Origin of the sequence: Streptomyces sp. NPDC059994, from assembly GCF_042737755.1 — a bacterium.
In the GTDB taxonomy this organism is placed as follows: domain Bacteria; phylum Actinomycetota; class Actinomycetes; order Streptomycetales; family Streptomycetaceae; genus Streptomyces.
In genome coordinates this window covers 19,657-36,455 of the sequence record NZ_JBHWUR010000073.1, presented here as the reverse complement: position 1 = coordinate 36,455, position 16,799 = coordinate 19,657, and the positions used below count along the sequence as shown (strand labels likewise).

Annotated in this window: 17 protein-coding genes; 6 read left to right on the top strand and 11 right to left on the bottom strand. The window is 72.9% G+C overall.

What is annotated here, in order from left to right; all coding sequences use genetic code 11:
* Positions 1–177: 177 nt before the first annotated feature.
* On the bottom strand, positions 178–657 hold the full coding sequence (locus ACFWA7_RS28505; protein ID WP_385543470.1) for a hypothetical protein: 480 nt from the start codon (positions 655–657) through the stop codon (positions 178–180).
* A gap of 354 nt (positions 658–1,011) precedes the next feature.
* Between ACFWA7_RS28505 and ACFWA7_RS28500 the strand changes: the two genes are divergently transcribed.
* On the top strand, positions 1,012–1,671 hold the full coding sequence (locus ACFWA7_RS28500; RefSeq protein WP_385825873.1) for a class F sortase: 660 nt from the start codon (positions 1,012–1,014) through the stop codon (positions 1,669–1,671).
* Positions 1,672–1,683: 12 nt separating this feature from the next.
* Here the strand turns inward: ACFWA7_RS28500 and ACFWA7_RS28495 are convergent, their stop codons facing one another.
* Entirely contained in the window at positions 1,684–2,538 is an 855-nt protein-coding gene (locus ACFWA7_RS28495) for a polysaccharide deacetylase family protein (protein WP_385825871.1), read from the bottom strand.
* Positions 2,539–2,645: 107 nt separating this feature from the next.
* The gene (gene lysX / locus ACFWA7_RS28490; protein ID WP_385543462.1) at positions 2,646–5,933 is read right to left on the bottom strand and encodes a bifunctional lysylphosphatidylglycerol synthetase/lysine--tRNA ligase LysX; all 3,288 of its coding nucleotides are present in this window, start codon (positions 5,931–5,933) and stop codon (positions 2,646–2,648) included.
* Between lysX and ACFWA7_RS28485 the strand changes: the two genes are divergently transcribed.
* Positions 5,932–6,456 carry a universal stress protein gene (locus tag ACFWA7_RS28485; protein ID WP_385543459.1) on the top strand — a complete coding sequence of 175 codons (525 nt, stop codon included), beginning with the start codon at positions 5,932–5,934 and terminating at the stop codon, positions 6,454–6,456. The genes lysX and ACFWA7_RS28485 overlap by 2 nt on opposite strands.
* 181 nt (positions 6,457–6,637) lie before the next feature.
* Here the strand turns inward: ACFWA7_RS28485 and ACFWA7_RS28480 are convergent, their stop codons facing one another.
* Complete coding sequence (locus ACFWA7_RS28480) at positions 6,638–7,849, bottom strand: CapA family protein (RefSeq protein ID WP_385543456.1); 1,212 nt, start codon at positions 7,847–7,849, stop codon at positions 6,638–6,640.
* Between the two features lie 318 nt (positions 7,850–8,167).
* On the opposite strand from ACFWA7_RS28480, the gene ACFWA7_RS28475 reads away from it, so the two are divergent.
* Positions 8,168–8,689 carry a sigma-70 family RNA polymerase sigma factor gene (locus ACFWA7_RS28475; RefSeq protein ID WP_385825877.1) on the top strand — a complete coding sequence of 174 codons (522 nt, stop codon included), beginning with the start codon at positions 8,168–8,170 and terminating at the stop codon, positions 8,687–8,689.
* Here the strand turns inward: ACFWA7_RS28475 and ACFWA7_RS28470 are convergent.
* Complete coding sequence (locus ACFWA7_RS28470; protein WP_385543451.1) at positions 8,608–8,796, bottom strand: zf-HC2 domain-containing protein; 189 nt, start codon at positions 8,794–8,796, stop codon at positions 8,608–8,610. The genes ACFWA7_RS28475 and ACFWA7_RS28470 overlap by 82 nt on opposite strands.
* Before the next feature lie 121 nt (positions 8,797–8,917).
* On the opposite strand from ACFWA7_RS28470, the gene ACFWA7_RS28465 reads away from it, so the two are divergent.
* Complete coding sequence (locus tag ACFWA7_RS28465) at positions 8,918–9,409, top strand: hypothetical protein (protein WP_385825869.1); 492 nt, start codon at positions 8,918–8,920, stop codon at positions 9,407–9,409.
* Between the two features lie 30 nt (positions 9,410–9,439).
* Here the strand turns inward: ACFWA7_RS28465 and ACFWA7_RS28460 are convergent, their stop codons facing one another.
* The gene (locus tag ACFWA7_RS28460) at positions 9,440–10,201 is read right to left on the bottom strand and encodes a LytR/AlgR family response regulator transcription factor (RefSeq protein ID WP_385543445.1); all 762 of its coding nucleotides are present in this window, start codon (positions 10,199–10,201) and stop codon (positions 9,440–9,442) included.
* Between the two features lie 86 nt (positions 10,202–10,287).
* On the opposite strand from ACFWA7_RS28460, the gene ACFWA7_RS28455 reads away from it, so the two are divergent.
* Complete coding sequence (locus ACFWA7_RS28455; RefSeq protein ID WP_385543442.1) at positions 10,288–10,935, top strand: zf-HC2 domain-containing protein; 648 nt, start codon at positions 10,288–10,290, stop codon at positions 10,933–10,935.
* A 120-nt stretch (positions 10,936–11,055) separates the two neighbouring features.
* Here the strand turns inward: ACFWA7_RS28455 and ACFWA7_RS28450 are convergent, their stop codons facing one another.
* The 5 genes from ACFWA7_RS28450 to ACFWA7_RS28430 all read right to left on the bottom strand — a co-directional run bounded on the left by ACFWA7_RS28450 (position 11,056) and on the right by ACFWA7_RS28430 (position 15,826).
* Positions 11,056–11,916 (bottom strand): Fpg/Nei family DNA glycosylase, encoded by an 861-nt coding sequence (locus tag ACFWA7_RS28450; RefSeq protein WP_385825867.1) that lies wholly within the window; start codon positions 11,914–11,916, stop codon positions 11,056–11,058.
* 3 nt (positions 11,917–11,919) lie between these two features.
* The gene (locus ACFWA7_RS28445) at positions 11,920–12,195 is read right to left on the bottom strand and encodes a hypothetical protein (RefSeq protein WP_385825865.1); all 276 of its coding nucleotides are present in this window, start codon (positions 12,193–12,195) and stop codon (positions 11,920–11,922) included.
* A gap of 51 nt (positions 12,196–12,246) precedes the next feature.
* Entirely contained in the window at positions 12,247–14,286 is a 2,040-nt protein-coding gene (locus ACFWA7_RS28440) for a SpoIIE family protein phosphatase (RefSeq protein WP_385543433.1), read from the bottom strand.
* A gap of 37 nt (positions 14,287–14,323) precedes the next feature.
* Positions 14,324–15,499 (bottom strand): DUF6777 domain-containing protein, encoded by a 1,176-nt coding sequence (locus tag ACFWA7_RS28435; protein WP_385825863.1) that lies wholly within the window; start codon positions 15,497–15,499, stop codon positions 14,324–14,326.
* Between the two features lie 168 nt (positions 15,500–15,667).
* Positions 15,668–15,826 carry a hypothetical protein gene (locus ACFWA7_RS28430; protein ID WP_385543427.1) on the bottom strand — a complete coding sequence of 53 codons (159 nt, stop codon included), beginning with the start codon at positions 15,824–15,826 and terminating at the stop codon, positions 15,668–15,670.
* A gap of 393 nt (positions 15,827–16,219) precedes the next feature.
* Between ACFWA7_RS28430 and ACFWA7_RS28425 the strand changes: the two genes are divergently transcribed.
* A complete protein-coding gene (locus tag ACFWA7_RS28425) occupies positions 16,220–16,750 on the top strand; it encodes an inositol oxygenase family protein (protein WP_385825875.1) in 531 nt (176 codons plus the stop codon).
* Positions 16,751–16,799 lie beyond the last annotated feature (49 nt).

Here is a 16,799-nt window from a genome sequence, read left to right as displayed (position 1 = left end):
GTCGTATTCGGCTCGCATGAGGCGCAGTCGGACGAGGGTGTCGTCGTCGTGGTCGTCCCCGCGCTGTTCTTCGGCCTCCTGGACGGCCTTGCCAATGAGGAGCCGGTGGTCGGCCGGCAGTCCTTGCCAGGACTCGGGGCGACGGGCGGTTCGGCTCTGTCCGGGAGGTTCGGCCGGTCAGACCCGGCCGCCGGTCGTGCGGCGGCGCCTTGCCACGAACACGGCACCGCCGATGGCGGCCAGAGCCACCAGGGACCCGCCCACGGCCATCTCGGTCTGGGTCGGACCGGCGGAGCCGCCGAGCCCGCCCATCGCGCCACGGCCGGGGAGCACGGTGAAGCTGCGCGTCTCCGTTCTGGGGTTGTCGTTGCAGCGGACCGACAGGTTGTACGCCCCGGGGGTGATGTGGTCGTGGATCCTGGCGGTCGCGAATCCGGTGTCCCCGCCCGAGAGGGACGTCGGGGAAAAGGCGTTCGACGTCACGATGCCGCCGTGACCGCAGCCGTTGGCCGTGATCGTCAGCGTGGAGCCCGGGTGCACCGCGCTGGGGTTGACGGTGACGTTGCTCGGGCCGAAGTTGGCGGAGGCGAGTGGGGCCGAGAGCCCCACCGCCGCGAAGGCGGCCACGGCCACCGGGAGAGCGCGTGCAGCACGCATGGTTGAACCTCCGAGGGAGGGCGCCCCAAAGCCGTGCTCCGGGAAATTCGACGAGTACGCCTCCCATCACGAACCCTCACCGGACGCTCTTCACCTCGCATGTCGCGCTGGTCCACCCTGGTGAGCCGACACGCCGGTGAACGCACCTCCGATCTGACGGACCCGCAGGTCACAGACCGTCAGAACTTTTATCGGACCATGACACGGATGGGTCACCCCGGGGTACCGCCCCGGACGGCGCCCCGAGGGAGCCGTCACCCCCGTCACCACCCGTTCGCACCTCCCTGATCGCCGGAGTGCGATCACGCCCTTACCGTGCCTACAGGTGCCACGGAGGGCTTTGGAGGGAGCGAGATGCGGCAGGAAGAGGGCGGCTCGGAGCATCGCAGGCGGTCGCCGTGGGGAGCGCTCGCCCTGGTGATGCTCACCGGTCTGGCTCTGATGCGGAACGGCGCCGACGTCACGATGGGCCCCCCGCAGCCCGCGGCGGCGGCAGCCCTGACGGGCAGGCAGGAGGTGTTCGTCCCCGCCACGTCCCTCACCCCGGTCGAGCCGCTGACGTACGCGCCGGCCTCCCGGATCAAGATCGGCGCGATCAAGGTCGACGCCCCGGTCATCGAGGTCGGCATCGACCAGGACGGCTGGGTGCAGGCGCCTCCGCCGGACGACCCCAATCTGGCGGGCTGGTACCAGAACGCGATCTCCCCCGGCCAGAGCGGCACCGCCGTCATGGTCGGCCACGTCGACACCCTGCGGGGCCCCGCCGTCTTCTACGGCCTGGGCTCGCTCAGGAAGGGCAACCACGTCGAGGTGACCCGCTACGACGGGCACGTGGCCGTCTTCGAGGTGTACGGCGTCGAGGTCTACGACAAGAACAACTTCCCGGGTGCCCAGGTGTACGGCGACACCGGGCACCCGGAGCTGCGGGTGATCACCTGCGGGGGCGGCTTCACCCGCGCCAAGGGCTACGACGGCAACGTGGTCGTCTTCGCCCGCATGGTCGCCACCCGCTGAACCGGCCCGGCCTCAGCGCCGCTTGGGCGGTACGCGCAGGTGGTAGCCCGAGGTGAGCAGCCGGGGCAGATAGGTGCGCAGCGCCGCCACGCTCTGCGAGCGGTCGCCCCCGGCGTCGTGCGAGAGCACCACGACGCCCGGGGCGGCGCCGTCCCGGATCCGGCGCACGATCGTGTCGGTGCCGGGCGTCGTCCAGTCGAGCGTGTCGAGGGTCCAGCCCATCGGCTCCATGCCGAGTTCGGCGCCGATCTGGAACGAGTTGCGGTTCCAGGCGCCGTAGGGCGCGCGGAACCACTGCGGCCGCTCGCCGAGCACCTCCTCGATCACCTCGCTGGTGCGGGTCATCTCGTCGCGTACCGCGTCCCGCGACATCGTGATGAGCAACGGATGGGTCCAGGAGTGGTTGCCGATCACATGCCCGTCGTCGCGCATCTCGCGCAGCAGGTCGCGGTTGTCGGTGGCCATCTCGCCGCAGACGAAGAACATCGCGCGTACGTCGTGCTCGCGCAGGGTCCGCAGGATCTCCGGCGTGTAGCGCGGGTCGGGGCCGTCGTCGAAGGTCAGCACCATGGTGTCGGGGCCGAGCTGGGGCATGCTCAGGAACGGCCGGCGCCGCACCGGCGGCAGCGCGGTGCGGTACTGCGGCGGGGCCTCGGCGGTCATCGGTTCGAGGCGGTACGCGGTGGACTTCAGCCGGGGCGCGGCGGCCTGCGGGCCGGCGGCGGGCCCGGCGGCCGCTCCCGTGGCCCCGCCCTCCGGCGCGCCGGTGTCCTCGGCGGTCAGCATCCGCAGGGCGGCGGCGGCTCCCAGGCAGGCGCCGACGCGCAGGAGCGTGCGCCGCCCGGGGAGCATCTCATCCTTTTTCATGAGCCATGGCTCGCACGGCACACGGCCCCGGCGGCTGAAGCGCACCGCCCGCACGGCCGAAAACACCCGTTGGGACGCACCCGGGGCGGACCGTTGACGTCCGAGGCTCAGTGGCGCCGCACCAGCGGGAACGGCAGTGTCTCACGGATCGTCAGACCGGTGAGGAACATGACGAGCCGGTCCACGCCGATGCCGAGCCCGCCGGTGGGCGGCATGGCGTACTCCAGCGCGTCCAGGAACTCCTCGTCCAGTTCCATCGCCTCCGGGTCGCCGCCCGCAGCGAGGAGCGACTGCGCGGTGAGCCGCCGCCGCTGCTCCACCGGGTCGGTCAACTCCGAGTAGGCGGTGCCCAGTTCGGTGCCGAACGCCACCAGGTCCCAGCGCTCGGCCAGCCGGGGGTCACGGCGGTGCTGACGGGTGAGCGGCGAGACGTCGGTCGGGAAGTCCTTGTAGAACGTGGGCAGCTGGGTCTTCTCCTCGACCAGCCGTTCGTACATCTCCAGGGCCACATCGCCCCTGGTGTTCTCGGGCGTGTGCGGGATCCCGGCCCGGTCGCACAGCCGGCGCAGCTCCCGCTCGTCGGTGTCGGCGCCGACCTCCTCGCCCAGCGCCTCGGAGAGCGCCCCGTACAGCGTCTTGACCGGCCACGGGCCGGAGATGTCGTGCTCCACGAGCCGCCCGTCGGGCCCGGCCTTGTGCGCCACCGGCGCGCCGAACGCGGCCGTCGCCGCGCCCTGGATGAGCTCGCGGGTCAGATCGAGCATCACGTCGTAGTCGGCGAAGGCCTGGTAGGCCTCCAGCATCGTGAACTCGGGGTTGTGCTTGTACGAGACGCCCTCGTTGCGGAAGGTGCGGCCCATCTCGAAGACCTTCTCGACCCCGCCGACGCAGAGCCGCTTCAGATACAGCTCGGGGGCGATCCGCAGATACAGGTCCAGGTCGTAGGCGTTGATGTGGGTGGTGAAGGGGCGGGCGTTGGCGCCTCCGTGGATCTGCTGGAGCATCGGGGTCTCGACCTCCAGATAGCCGCGGTCCAGCAGGCCCTGGCGCAGCGCCTGGACCGCGGTGGAGCGGGCCCGTACGACGTCGCGGGCCTCGGGCCTGGCCACCAGGTCGAGGTAGCGGCGGCGTACCCGGGCCTCGGGGTCGGCCAGGCCGAGCCGTTTGTCGGGCAGCGGGCGCAGACACTTTCCGGTCATCTGCCAGCCGGTGGCGAAGAGCGAGTACTCGCCCTTGGCCGTGGTGCCGGTGGTGCCCGTGGCGGTGATGTGGTCGCCGAGGTCGACATCGCGGGTGAAGTGGTCGAGGACCTCCGCGCCCGTGCCGTCCCGGGTGAGCGCCAGCTGGAGGTCGCCCGACCAGTCGCGCAGCACGACGAAGACGACCCCGCCGAAATCGCGTACGGCCATGACGCGCCCGGCCACCGTGGCGGCCGTTCCCGCACCGGCCTCCCGCAGCTTCGCCAGGGTGTGCGTGCGCGGCGGGATGACCACCGGATACGGTTCGGCGCCCTCGGCGCGCAGCCGCTCCAGCTTGCGGTGGCGCACCCGCACCTGCTCGGGCAGCTGCCGCTCCCCCGCCCCCTCGGCGCCCGGCTCGGACAGGCCGAGCGCCTCGATGGACGGCAGGCCCTCGGTGGTGCCCGGGCTGGTCACGCCCCTGGGGTGCCCCTTGCCCCACAGCTTGCGCAGACTGGGTACGGAGACGAAGCCCTCGGCGATGCCGGAGGCGAGCCCCACGCGGGCGAGCGAGCCCGCGTCCCCGTAGCAGAGGAAGCGCGGGAACCACTGCGGCTGGTACTTCACGTTCGACCGGTACAGCGCCTCCAGCTGCCACCATTTGGAGAAGAACAGCAGCAGCCTGCGCCACAGCCGCAGCACCGGGCCCGCACCGATCCGGGCGCCCTCCTCGAAGGCGGAGCGGAACACGGCGAAGTTGAGCGAGATCCGCCGTACGCCCAGCTTCGGCGCGTACGCGCAGAGCTCGGCCACCATGAACTCCATGACGCCGTTGGGCGCGCTGCGGTCGCGCCGCATCAGGTCCAGCGAGATGCCGTCCGGGCCCCACGGCACGAACGAGAGCAGCGCGGTGAGCGTGCCGTCGGCGGCGAAGGCCTCCACGAGCAGACAGTCCCCGTCGGCCGGGTCGCCGAGGCGGTCGAGGGCCATGGAGAAGCCGCGTTCGGTCTCGGTGTCGCGCCAGGCGTCGGCCCGGTCGACGATCTGGCCCATCTCCTGGTCGGTGAGCGCCGAGTGGCGGCGGATCCGGGTGGTGGCGCCGGTGCGGGCGACCCGGCGCACGGCCTGCCGGGTGACCCGCATCTCGCGGCCGTCCAGGTCGAACCGGGCGACGTACAGGATCGCCTCGTCGCCCAGCTGCATGGCGCCCAGACCTTGCCGGGCGTAGACGGTGGCGCCCTCCTCGGAGGCGCCCATCACGGCGGGCGCCCAGGCGTACTTCCTGGCCACGTCCAGCCAGGCGGCGATGGCGGGCCCCCACGCCCCGGGGTCGCCCACCGGGTCGCCGCTGGCCAGCGCGACCCCGGCCTCCACCCGGTAGGTGACGGCCGCCTTGCCGTTCGGCGAGAACACGACCGCCTTGTCGCGGCGGGTGGCGAAGTAGCCGAGCGAGTCCTCCCGGCCGTAGGCGCGCAGCAGGGCCCGGATGCGCGGCTCCTCGTCGCCGTGCAGCGCGGCCTCCATGCGCTGCGAGCGGAAGAGCGTGGTGGCCGCGCTGAGCAGGGCGATCGCGCCGAAGAGGCCGAGGAAGAAGTAGAGCGGGCGGGGCGGGCGGCCGTCGAACTGGCCGTTGGAGGCGAGCCCGCCGAGCACCCGGTTGGTGGCCCACAGCAGCCGCTGGCCGCGCGGGAGCGTACCGGGGAAGATCTCCACCAGACCCCAGCCGGCCAGGATGCCCGCGGCGAGCCCGAGCACCAGGACGAGCAGCGCCCGGTGGACGGCGCCGCGCCGGGTCTCGGCGTAGAACTCGCCGCGCGCCAGGATCAGCACGAGAAGCGCGGCCCCGCACACGATGCCGTTGGCGGCCCACATCCACTCGGCGACGGCGACGAGCAGCGCGTCGGCGAGGAAGAGCAGCCCGAGGTAGCCGACCACCAGCCACCAGGCGACCTTCTTGCGGGCGCCGATCGCGGCGGCGAGCAGCAGCAGGAAGACGGCGTAGGCGAGGTTGGCGCTGACGGGGACGGTGACCCGGTCGAGGAACCAGGAGACCGGCCGCAGCCATCTGCGCAGGACGGGCACCAGCGCGATGGCCCCGCAGAACAGCCCGAGCCCGGCGAAGAACATCGCGAAGGCCTCCGGCACCCGGCTCAGGAACCGGGACCGCGAGGGCGTCCGGGCCCGTGCCGGTATGGGCGTCTCCTCGCTGACACTCATGCCTTGCACTCTAGGGAGCGGCACGCCGGGCCGCCTGTCGGACGCGCCCCGGCGTGCGGCTAGCCTCGATGGCGTGACTGCATCCTTCGAACGCGGTACGGACGGTCCCAAGGTCATCGTCGTCGGGGTGGACGGCTCCGACTCCTCGCTGCGCGCGGCGGCGTACGCGAGCGGTCTGGCCCGGCGCCAGCACGCGCTGCTCGCGGTGGTCTACGTCCAGCCGCTGGTGACCGCGGGCGCCGCGATGGGGGCACCGATCGCCGACACCACCGAGGAGATCGCCGAGGGCCTCGCCGAGGAGATCCGCGCGGCGGCGGAACGGGTGAGGGACATCTGGACCGTGCGCTGGGAGTTCCACACCCTGCGCGGCGACGCGTACGGGGGCCTGGTGACGGCCGCCGACGAGCTCAAGGCGGACGCGGTGGTGGTGGGCGCGTCGGAGTCGGCGGGCCACCGCATCATCGGCTCGGTGGCGATCCGCCTGGTGAAGGCGGGCCGCTGGCCGGTGACGGTGGTGCCGTAGCGTCAGCCCGGTCTTTGTCCGCGGACCGTCTGTGGCTGGTCGCGCAGTTCCCCGCGCCCCTGAACGCGCCCCTGCGGGGCGATCCCTGCGGCAACCCCGGCGACCCCGACCCCCAGGGGCGCGGGGAACTGCGCGGGCAACCCAGCACGGTCCGCGGACGAACGGGGTCCGGGGCGCAGCCCTACCCCGTCGCCATCCGCAACCCGTCCCTCGCCGCCCCGCGGCCCAGCACCGCCTCCCGGATCCCCGCCTCGGCCGTGCGGTAGTCCTCCCGGTCGGGGGAGGTGCGCAGGGCCTCGGGGAGGTTGACGACACGGCCGCGGTCCGCGTCGACCCACTGGGGGACGAACTCCGCCTTGGTGACCTCCCAGCGCGCCCCCGCCCGCACGGGCGGCGCGAACGTGAAGCGGGCGATGGAGCTCATGTTGCCGCGCGGGTCGCGCGCGCCGGTGTTGTTGAACATCTCCCCGGCGATCTGGTCGCCCTCGCCGTAGACGATCCAGGTGCCGTTGACCTTCTCGTACGCCTGCGGGATGTGCGCGTGCGTGCCCAGGATCAGGTCGATGTCGGGGCGGCCGCCGGTGCGGGACGCGGTGAGCTCCTTGCCCAGCTGGAGCTGCTGCTCGTCGGGCTCGGTCTGCCACTCGGTGCCCCAGTGGAGGCTGACGACGACCACGTCGGCCCCCGCCCTGCGGGCCGCGCGCGCGTCCGCGAGGATCTTCTGCTCGTCGATGAGGTGGACGGCCCACGGCTGCCCGTCGGGCATCGGATAGCCGTTGGTGTCGTAGGTGTACGCCAGCTGGGCGACCTTGGCGCCGCCCGCCTCCAGCAGGGCGGGTGTCGCGGACTCGGTGGCGGTGCGGCCCGAACCGGTGTGCTTGAGGCCCGCCTTGTCGAAGGCGCGCAGGGTCCGGGCGATCCCGTCGGCCCCGTCGTCGAGGCTGTGGTTGGACGCGGTCGAGCAGGAGTCGTACCCGGCGTCCTTGAGCGCGGCGGCCACCTGCGGCGGCGACTTGAACGCCGGATAGCCGGTGAAGGGCCCGCCGTCCGGCCCGTACACCGTCTCCATATGACAGATCGCCAGGTCCGCCCGGGAGATCAGCGGCCTGACCCCGGCGAGCATCGGCCGGAAGTCGTAGCCGTCGCCGCTCGCGTCGGCCGCGGCGCGCTCGATGGTCGAGGAGTGCGGCAGTACGTCACCGGTCGCGACCAGCGTGAACGCGCGCGGCCCCGCCGCCGCCGAGCCGCCGGCCGGCGACGGCGTGCCGGGCCGCTCGGAGTCCTGGTGGTGCGGCAGGCGCGCGGGGGCGGGGTGCTCCGCCGCGCACCCGGCGGTCGCGGCGAGGGCGAGGGCCGCGACGGCCGCCGTCCGCCGGCTCGTTCTGCTGGTCATGGCACCGGGCTCCATGGGTCGGAAATGTCTGATGGGTTATCAGATATCCATATCATGCATATTTGACCCGATTCCCCAACCGTTCGCCGCACCATTCGCCGCTCCATTCGACCGTTCGTCGCATGTGGTGGTCCGGCGGCTGTCCCTTCGCGCCCGGCTGCGCTCGGATACGGGCTGCGGCCTGCGGATTCTCGGGAAGGGAGCGCCACGGTGAGCACGGATTTCTCGGATGCGGCCCCACGAGGTGCGGCGCCGCCGCGGCGGTACACCCGCGAGCCCGATCTGGCGGCGCTCCAGCGCGAGCACGGCCCCGCCCTGATGCACTTCCTGCTCGGCCTCACCTACGGCGACCGGCAGCGCGCCGAGGATCTGCTCCAGGAGACGCTGGTCCGGGCCTGGCAGCACCCGGAGGCGTTCGAGGGCCCGTACGCCTCGATGCGGCCGTGGCTGTTCACCGTCGGGCGACGCCTCGCGATCGACGCCCGCAGGAACCGGCAGGCGCGGCCGGCCGAGGTCCACGACGCCACGCTCGACGCGCGCGTGGAGGCGCAGGACGACCACGCCGAGCGGTCGGCGGCGACGCTTGACGTACGGGACGCGGTGCGCACCCTGAACCCCGGGCACCGGGCGGTGCTGGCGCAGATCTACTTCCGGGGGCTGAGCGTGGCCGAGGCGGCCGAAGTCCTGGGGGTGCCGTGCGGCACCGTCAAGTCCCGTTCGTACTATGCTCTGCGGGCCCTGGCGCGGGCCCTGCCGGGCTACTCGTCCGGCGGCCCGTCCGCCAGGTCCTCCTCGGAGAGCAGGGCCAGCATCGAGGGTGCCTCCGCGACCTCCAGGTAGGCCGCGCGGCAGCCGGAGCAGATGCGCAGATGACCGGCGACCCGGCGGTCCTCGTCCGGCGCGAGGGCGCCGAGGACGTACGCGCCGAGCAACTGCCGCACATGCATGGGCACCTCGTGTGGGACGACGGATCCTGCCCTTCTGGCCACGGCGGGCACGCGCCCCCGGTTCAATGCTCCCTGGAGCTCCCTGGAGCGCCTGGACAGTCGATGAAAGAGGCGAGACGGAATGCGTCCGGAGGGTACGAACGGGACCAGTGGTGGCGAGCTGCTGGTGCCGATGGCATGGATGTACGCGGAGTACATCGCCGACGAATTACTGCGCACCGGCGATCTGATGCCGCCGACGACGCTCGAATTCAGGGCCGGACGCAACGCCTTGGCGTTGACGATCTTCCTGTCGGACGGCGCGGTCGGTGGCGCGCGGGTGGTGGCCCGGCTCGACGAGTGGAGTTCGCTCACCGCGGCCGGCCGGCCGTGGCACAGCTGGGTCCGCGAGCGCCTTCGGGAGCGGGAGGCGGCCGGGTCCGGCCCCGACCTGGCACTGGCGCGGGACGCGTGGCGGTGGCTGGAGGAGACCGAGCTGCTGGCCGCGGACCTGGACGCGGTGGTGCCGGGCGGTCTCGACCCGCGGGCCGAGACCGAGGACGAGCCGCGGGTGTGGACCCCGGCGTGGGAACTCGGCCTGCCGCTCGGGCATCTGTCGATCCATCTGTTCTGACGCACCATCAGAACACAGGCGCGCGGATCGTCAGCGACCGCCGCGACGCAGCAGCTGGTCGCGGAGGGTACGCGCATGGCGGCGGCTGACGGGGAGCTCGGCCCCGCCGATGCGGACGGTCATACTGCCCGCCTCCAGGCGCAGTTCGTCGATCCTGGAGAGCGCCACGAGATGGCTGCGGTGGATGCGCACGAACCCGTGCGCGCGCCAGCGGCCCTCCAGCGTGGAGAGCGGCACGCGCACGAGGTGGCTGCCTGAGCCGGTGTGCAGCCGGGCGTAGTCGCCCTGCGCCTCGGCGTACGCGATGTCGGCGACGGCCAGGAACCGGGTGACTCCACCGAGCTCGACGGCTATGTGGGCCGCCGGGGACTCATGGACCTCCGGGACCGACGGGGTCCGGTCGCCCGTCATCTCCGCCACCCGGCGCACCGCCTCCGCGAGCCGCTCCCTGCGGACGGGCTTGAGTACGTAGTCGACCGCCTTCAGGTCGAACGCCTGGACGGCGAAGCCCTCGTGCGCGGTGACGAAGACGATCAGCGGCGGCCGGGCGAACCCGGCGAGCAGCCGGGCGATGTCGAGTCCGGTGAGCCCCGCCATGTGGATGTCGAGGAAGACGACGTCGACGCCCTGTTCGTCGTCGGGCCCGGCGTCCAGCGCGCCCCCGATCAGGCGCAGCGCGTCGGTGGCCCCGGTGGCGCCCTCGGCGCTGCGGATCCTCGGATCGGCGCGCAGGAGGTACAGAAGCTCTTCGAGGGCGGGGGCTTCGTCGTCGACGGCCAGTACGCGCAGCATGCGGTCGGATTGTAGGTGCGCCGACTCCTTACTGTCCCTTCTCGTGTGACTTGAGTGATTGGGCCGCCGTCTGCGTACCAGACGGCATGAGGCCGCTGGAACTCCACCGGGACGTCGGAGCGTACGCGCTCGGTGTGCTCGGTGTCGCCGACACCTTCCGCTTCGAGGAGCACCTGGCGGGGTGCGCGCACTGCGCACACCTGCTGGAGGAGCTCGGGAGCGTGGAGGCGCTGCTCGCCGCGTACGCCCGCTGGACGCCCCCCGGGGTGGATCCGGTCGCCGCGCCGTCGCCCGGGCTGCTGCACTCGGCGCTCGGCGCGGTCGGCGTCCGGATGCGGGCGCAGCGCAGAAGGCGGCTCGGCCTCATGGTGGCCGCGGCGGCGCTGGTGGTGGGCGCGCCCTTCGCCGCCCTGAACCTGATGGCGGACCCGGCCGCGCCGCACTGGACGGCGACCGCGTCGGCGCCCGGCGTGACGGCGACGCTGGCGGCCGCGCCCACCGGGTTCGGCACCGACGTCGGGCTCGACGTGGGCGGGGTGCGCGGCCCCGCGGTGTGCACGCTGGTCGCGGTGGGGCGCGGCGGCGAGGAGAACACGGTGGCGACCTGGGCGGTACGGGACGGGGCCCGGGTGACGATGCGGGGGGCCGCGGCGCTGGCGCCCGCCGACATCTCCCGCTTCGAGGTACGGACCCAGGACGGGGCCCGGCTCGCGACGCTCACCAGATCGGGGTGAGGGCGGGGCGGGTTCCGCCTGACGGGGAGGGCTGGGCGCGCCGCTGGAAACGGCGTGCGTCGGCCGCGGGTGTCTGTGGCCGGTCGCGCGGTTCCCCGCACCGGACTTCCACAGGTCCGCCTACTTGAGCAGCTTGGACATCCGGCGGTCGGCGAGGATCTTGCCGCCGGTCTGGCAGGTGGCGCAGTACTGGAGCGAGGAGTCCGCGAAGGAGACCTCGCGGACGGTGTCGCCGCAGACCGGGCAGGGCTCGCCGGTCCGGCCGTGCACCCGCATCCCGCTCTTCTTCTCCGCCTTGAGACGGCCCGCCCCGAGCCCGTGCGAGCGCTCCACCGCGTCGGTGAGGGTGGCGCGGACCGCCTCGTACAGCGTGGTGATCTCGTCCTCGGTGAGCCGGTCCACCGGCTTGAACGGCGACATCCGCGCCACGTGGAGGATCTCGTCGCTGTAGGCGTTGCCGATCCCGGCGATCAGCGACTGGTCGCGCAGCGCGCCCTTGAGCCGGCGCCGCTCCCCCGCGAGCAGCCCGGCGAACCGGTCACGGCCGAAGCCGGGGGCGAGCGGGTCGGGCCCGAGCCGGGCGATACCGGGCACCTCGCGCGGGTCGTGGACCAGGTACGCGGCGAGGCTCTTGCGGGTGCCCGCCTCGGTCAGGTCGAACCCGGCGCCGCCCTCCAGCGCGACCCGCAGCGCCAGTGGGCCCTTGCCGGGGCGCGGCGGCTCGGTGGGCAGCGCGTCCTGCCAGCGCAGCCAGCCGGCGCGGGCCAGATGGACCGCCAGATGGAGGCCGTCGGCGTCGATGTCGAGGAACTTGCCGTACCGCCCCACCGCGGTGACCGTCCGTCCGTCGAGGGCGCCGACCGGCGGGTCGTACGTCTTGAGGACGCTGATCGCGACGGGCAGCGCGCGGGCGATCCGGTGGCCGACGAGATGTGTGGCGAGGAAGCCACGGAGCGCTTCAACTTCGGGCAATTCCGGCATATCTCACAGATTAACCAGCTCCGTGAGCTCCTCGCGGCCGCGCGCCGACGGCGCCATGGGGCAGATCTCCCGCAGCGGGCAGCCGCCCGGGGTCGGCCGGGTACGGGGCAGCGGCACGCTGGTGACCAGCACGTCGAAGAGGATGCGGGCCACGCCGCCCGTCAGCACCGCGCCGAACCGGTGTACCAGCGGCGGCAGTTGGCCCGCGAGCAGCGCGACCGCCCGGCACCGCGCCCGCGAGGCCGGCGACACTGCCGACCGCACGAGTGCAGCAGTCAAGCGCCAGCGTTCGGTTACGGTCAAGTGCGACCGAATGACGGATTGTTACTGTCAAGTAGCGCGCTCCGGGACGATGAACTCGCACCACACGCACTTGCCGCTGCCCCTCGACTCCACGCCCCACACGTCCGCCAGCCGGTCCACCAGCATCAGGCCGCGGCCCGACACCCCGGAGTCGCCCGCCTCGCGGCGGCGCGGCAGGGCGCTGGAGCGGTCCTCGACCTCGACGCGCATCCGGCGCTCGGGCCCGGCCAGGACCCGTACGGTCACGATGGCGCCGCCGTCGGTGTGCATCAGCGCGTTGGTGATCAGCTCGTCGGCGGCCAGCTCGATCTCGTCCGCCCGCTCCCGGGCGCCCCACGCCCGCACCGCGGCCCGGATCATATGGCGCGAGGAGCTCAGCGCCTCCGGGTCGTTCTGCGCCACGTGCTGCTGGAGCCGGCCGCCGCTCTGCGGGGCCTCCAGGGCGCGCCGGCGCAGGAGCAGCAGCGCCACGTCGTCGTCGCCCGCCCGGTCGTCGACCACGTCGCACAGCCGGTCGGCGAGCTCCTGGAGGTCGCCGGGCCCCGACCGCACCAGCGCGGCCAGCAGCTGCATCCCGTCGTCGAGGTCCGCGCCGGGCTGCTCGACCAGGCCGTCGGTGTACAGCAGCAGGGTCTGGCCGGGGTCCAGCTCGACCGTGGAGACCGGGTATTCGAGCCGCCCGAACTCGGCCGACAGGCCCAGCGGGAGACCGCCCTCGACCGGCAGTCTGCGGCAGCTGCCGTCGCCGTACCGCAGCAGCGGGTCGACGTGTCCGGCCCGTACGAGCTGGACGACTCCGGTCGACAGATCGGCCTCGGCGTAGGTGCAGGTCGCGAAGCGGTCGGTGTCCAGCTCGTGCAGGAACACCGAGGCGCGGGCCATCACGGTGGCCGGGGTGTGCCCCTCGGCGGCGTAGGCGCGCAGTACGATCCGCAGCTGGCCCATCACGGCGGCGGCGTGCGTGTCGTGGCCCTGGACGTCGCCGATGACCGCGCCGACACGGCCGCCGGGCAGCGGGATGACGTCGTACCAGTCGCCGCCGATGTCCCGGCCGAGCCGGGCCGAGCGGTAGCGCACGGCGATCTGGGCGCCGGACACTTCGGGGATGCGGCGCGGCAGCATGGCCTGCTGGAGCCCCTCGGCGAGGTCGTGCTCCTGCTCGTACAAGACCGCCCGCTGGAGGCTCTGCGCGATGGAACTGCCCAGCGCCACCAGGAGGTTGCGCTCGTCGGCGGTGAACCCGGTCTTGTCGCTGTAGAGCAGGCCGAGGGCGCCGATCGGGCGGGCCTGTGCGATCAGCGGCAGATAGGCGGCGGCGGTGATGCCGAGGCCGCTGATGTGCGGCCAGAGGCGGGGGTAGGAGGAGGCGAAGTCGTCCGCGGTCTGGATGAACCGGGGGGCCAGGGTGCGCACGACCTCGCTCATCGGGTACTGCTCGTCGACCCGGGTCCAGCGGGTGCCCGGCACGAAGCTGTCCTCGGGGCCCTCGGCCACCAGATGGATCCGGCCCGCCTCCAGGAGCCCCATCACCAGGCTGGTGGCGCCCAGGTGTTCCAGGCCGTGCGAGCCCTTGAGCACGTCGATGACGTCCTGCACGGTACGGGCGTGCGCCAGGGCCGCCGTGGTGCTGTCCACCACGCTGGTACTGCCGCGGTGGTCCTCGTCGTCGGCGGCGGGGCGGTCGGAGTACTCGGTGAGCTCCTGGGTGGCGTCCCGGACCACACCGATGATGCGCTGCGGGCGGCCGGTGGCGGCCCGCCGCACATACCCCTGGGTGTGCGTCCAGCGCGCGGTGCCGTCGCGCAGCCGGACGCGGAAGTAGGCGCCGTAGTGGACGCTGCCGTTCTTCAGCGCCTGCGAGATCATGGCGTCGAGCCGGGTCGCCTCGGCCGGGGTCACCCGGCTGCCCAGCGTCTCGGGCCGCCCGTCGTACTCCTCGGGCTCCATGTCGAAGACGTCGAGCGCCGACCGGTCCATGTGCAGCTGCCCGCTGGTGAGGTCCCAGTCGAAGGTGCCCATGCGGTTGAGGGCGAGGCTGAGACCCGGGGCCGCGGGCCACTCGTCCATCGTCACTCCGATCCTCGGTCCGATCGGGGGGCGTCCGTCAGGAGAGTCCGGCGTCCAGGGGCGGCTCGGTGTCGAAGTCGGAGGTGCCCGACGGCATCAGGCTGCCGCCCGACGGCTCCGGCGGGAAGACCGGCGGCGGCTCGGAGGGCAGCGTGGGCATCTCGGTGGAGGGCGGCGGCACGAGCGGCTCGCTCGGCGTGGCCGGGGTCGACGGAGGCTTCGTGGTCAGCTTGGGGCTGACGGTGACGGTGGCCGTCGGGCAGCCCGGGGACGCGGGCGCGCTCGGCGTGGTGCCGCCGGGCGGCACCGACGGGGGCGACTGCGTCACGGTGACGGTCGGGGCCGGGCTCAGGCAATTGATGCCCGGGGAGGTGCTGGACGTGGACGGCGTGGACGCGCTCGGCGAGTCGGTGACCACCGGCGCCGTCGGGTCGATCTGGATGTCGGGCCGCTCGCGGTCGCGCGTGCCGTTGTCGCCGGTCGGCCGCTCGATCCAGGTGTTGTTGATGACGTTCACGATGATCAGGCTGTTGATGACCGTGGTGGTGCGGTTGATGACGACGGTCCGCTGCGGCTGGTAGCCGGGCCAGGACTGGCCGCGGGAGGCGGCGCCCTGGGTGGCGACGGGCGGCTTCAGCGGGTTGCCGCAGGCGCAGCGCACGCGCGGGGTGCCGTGGTCGTCGACCATGACCGCGGTGCCCGCCTGGAGCACGGACTGGAAGGCCGTGGCGTGGCCGTCCTTGAAGCCGTGGTTGGTGACCCGGGTGTCGGCCCGCAGCACCACGGAGGTGAGCCCGCGCAGGAACGACGGGAGGTCGTCCTGGTTGATTCCGACGGTCTCCGAGAACGCACGCGCCTTCACCCGGTCGGCGTTGAGGAAGCGGATCTGCTGTTCCACGTCGCAGCTGGCCACCGACTGGGTGCCGCCGTAGAGACCGGGCGTGGAGCCCGACACGGCATGGACGGTCTGCACGGTCGACGTGGGGCTGCTGGGGGCGCTCGGCGGCGGCTGCGAGGGCGTGAGCGGCTTGGCGGCCTTGGCCGTCGACTCCGTGAAGGGGTCGGGGCCGGACGCGGCGACCGGCTGCAGGAACAGCTCCTTCTGGTCGGAGGCGCTGTTGCCACTGCTGTTGCCGCCGCCGCAGCCCGCGACGAACACTCCGATGGACATCACGACTGCCGCCAGGGTGAACCGGCGCGGGATCGGGCGCACTTAGATCTCCCACCTTTCGCCCCGAGTTATCCCTTATTGTCTGCCGGATGCCCGCCGGTCCCGCAAGCGGACGACCGGCATACGTGTGGCCCGGAGGGATCACGCACGCCGCACCGGAACGACGTGCGCCCCCTGCCGGAACAGGGGGCGCACGTCGCACGGACTCACTCAGTCAATGCCAGGCAGGATGTGCGGCTCGGCCAAGTCGTCCTCGTAACCGGCCAGTCGGATCGGGGCCGAACGGGCCCAGACCTCTAGATTGCGGAGCTTTTCGGGCCGGGCCGGCTGGTCGCCGCGTTCCGGCGTCCGCTCTTCGGGTTCTGTCATCTCTGGTGTCACCGCGCACTCCTCTGTGTCGCGTAACCCTGGGCGTACTGGCGGCTCCGGTCTTCCCGGTCGCCGGCCGCTCAAGGGGGCAGGGGGCAGGGGCAGTTCTGACGCGGTGGCGCCGGCACTCTGTCGGGAGTCCGGCCAAGGTTGCAGGCCGGTCCCGGAACGGGCATCGAGGACTGGTGGATCCTTTGATGGCTTCCGTCGGGGTCAGAGTAACCAAATGAGCGGGGCCCCGCTCGATGGGGCCATTTCCTTTGCGTCAACTTTCCTTCGCCGCGCGTTCAGCACGGAGTTCATCCAGCCATGATCTGCTGACCGGCGTCGGCCGCCACCCGGGGAGGAGTTCACGTGGACCTGCCGAGCCAGCCTCGGTCCGTCGCGGAACTGATGGACCTGCTGCACGCCTGCCGGGACGCCTGGGACACACCGGACCGCAGCGGCGATCCGGTCGATCTGCACGACCACGCCCTGCAGACCGCCCATCTGCTGCGGCGCGCCCATCCGAGTGACAAGGAACTCCAGATCGCGGGGCTCGTCCACGATCTGGGGCATCTGCTCCGTCCGGGTGACGACGCCGGGCACGCGGACCGCGCGGCGGACGCGGTGCGCCCGCTGCTGGGGGCGCGGGTGGCCCGGCTGGTGCGGCTGCACGTTCCGGCCAAGCGCTACCTCGCGGCGGTCGAGCCCGACCGGACGCTGTCACCGCAGAGCGAACTGACCCCGCGGGCGCAGGGCGGGGTGATGACGCCCCAGGAGGCGGACGCCTTCGCCCTCGACCCGGAGGCCGGGGCGGCGCTCACCCTGCGCCAGGCCGACGACGCCGGAAAGGTCGTCGGCCTGGACGTGGGCGTGATGGAGGACTGGCGGCCGGTCCTGGAGCTGGTGGCCGCGCGGCACGGCGGCACGTACGGGGCCTGACGGCCGGCACACCGGTGGCCGGACTCCCGCGGGGAGCCCGGCCACTGTT

Coding starts and splice junctions, on each gene's coding strand:
- ACFWA7_RS28505 (WP_385543470.1), bottom strand. CDS start 657: ATGCGTGCTGCACGCGCTCTCCCGGTGGCCGTGGCCGCCTTCGCGGCG.
- ACFWA7_RS28500 (WP_385825873.1), top strand. CDS start 1,012: ATGCGGCAGGAAGAGGGCGGCTCGGAGCATCGCAGGCGGTCGCCGTGG.
- ACFWA7_RS28495 (WP_385825871.1), bottom strand. CDS start 2,538: ATGAAAAAGGATGAGATGCTCCCCGGGCGGCGCACGCTCCTGCGCGTC.
- ACFWA7_RS28485 (WP_385543459.1), top strand. CDS start 5,932: ATGCCTTGCACTCTAGGGAGCGGCACGCCGGGCCGCCTGTCGGACGCG.
- lysX (WP_385543462.1), bottom strand. CDS start 5,933: ATGAGTGTCAGCGAGGAGACGCCCATACCGGCACGGGCCCGGACGCCC.
- ACFWA7_RS28480 (WP_385543456.1), bottom strand. CDS start 7,849: ATGACCAGCAGAACGAGCCGGCGGACGGCGGCCGTCGCGGCCCTCGCC.
- ACFWA7_RS28475 (WP_385825877.1), top strand. CDS start 8,168: ATGCACTTCCTGCTCGGCCTCACCTACGGCGACCGGCAGCGCGCCGAG.
- ACFWA7_RS28470 (WP_385543451.1), bottom strand. CDS start 8,796: ATGCATGTGCGGCAGTTGCTCGGCGCGTACGTCCTCGGCGCCCTCGCG.
- ACFWA7_RS28465 (WP_385825869.1), top strand. CDS start 8,918: ATGCGTCCGGAGGGTACGAACGGGACCAGTGGTGGCGAGCTGCTGGTG.
- ACFWA7_RS28460 (WP_385543445.1), bottom strand. CDS start 10,201: ATGCTGCGCGTACTGGCCGTCGACGACGAAGCCCCCGCCCTCGAAGAG.
- ACFWA7_RS28455 (WP_385543442.1), top strand. CDS start 10,288: ATGAGGCCGCTGGAACTCCACCGGGACGTCGGAGCGTACGCGCTCGGT.
- ACFWA7_RS28450 (WP_385825867.1), bottom strand. CDS start 11,916: ATGCCGGAATTGCCCGAAGTTGAAGCGCTCCGTGGCTTCCTCGCCACA.
- ACFWA7_RS28440 (WP_385543433.1), bottom strand. CDS start 14,286: ATGGACGAGTGGCCCGCGGCCCCGGGTCTCAGCCTCGCCCTCAACCGC.
- ACFWA7_RS28430 (WP_385543427.1), bottom strand. CDS start 15,826: ATGACAGAACCCGAAGAGCGGACGCCGGAACGCGGCGACCAGCCGGCC.
- ACFWA7_RS28425 (WP_385825875.1), top strand. CDS start 16,220: ATGGACCTGCTGCACGCCTGCCGGGACGCCTGGGACACACCGGACCGC.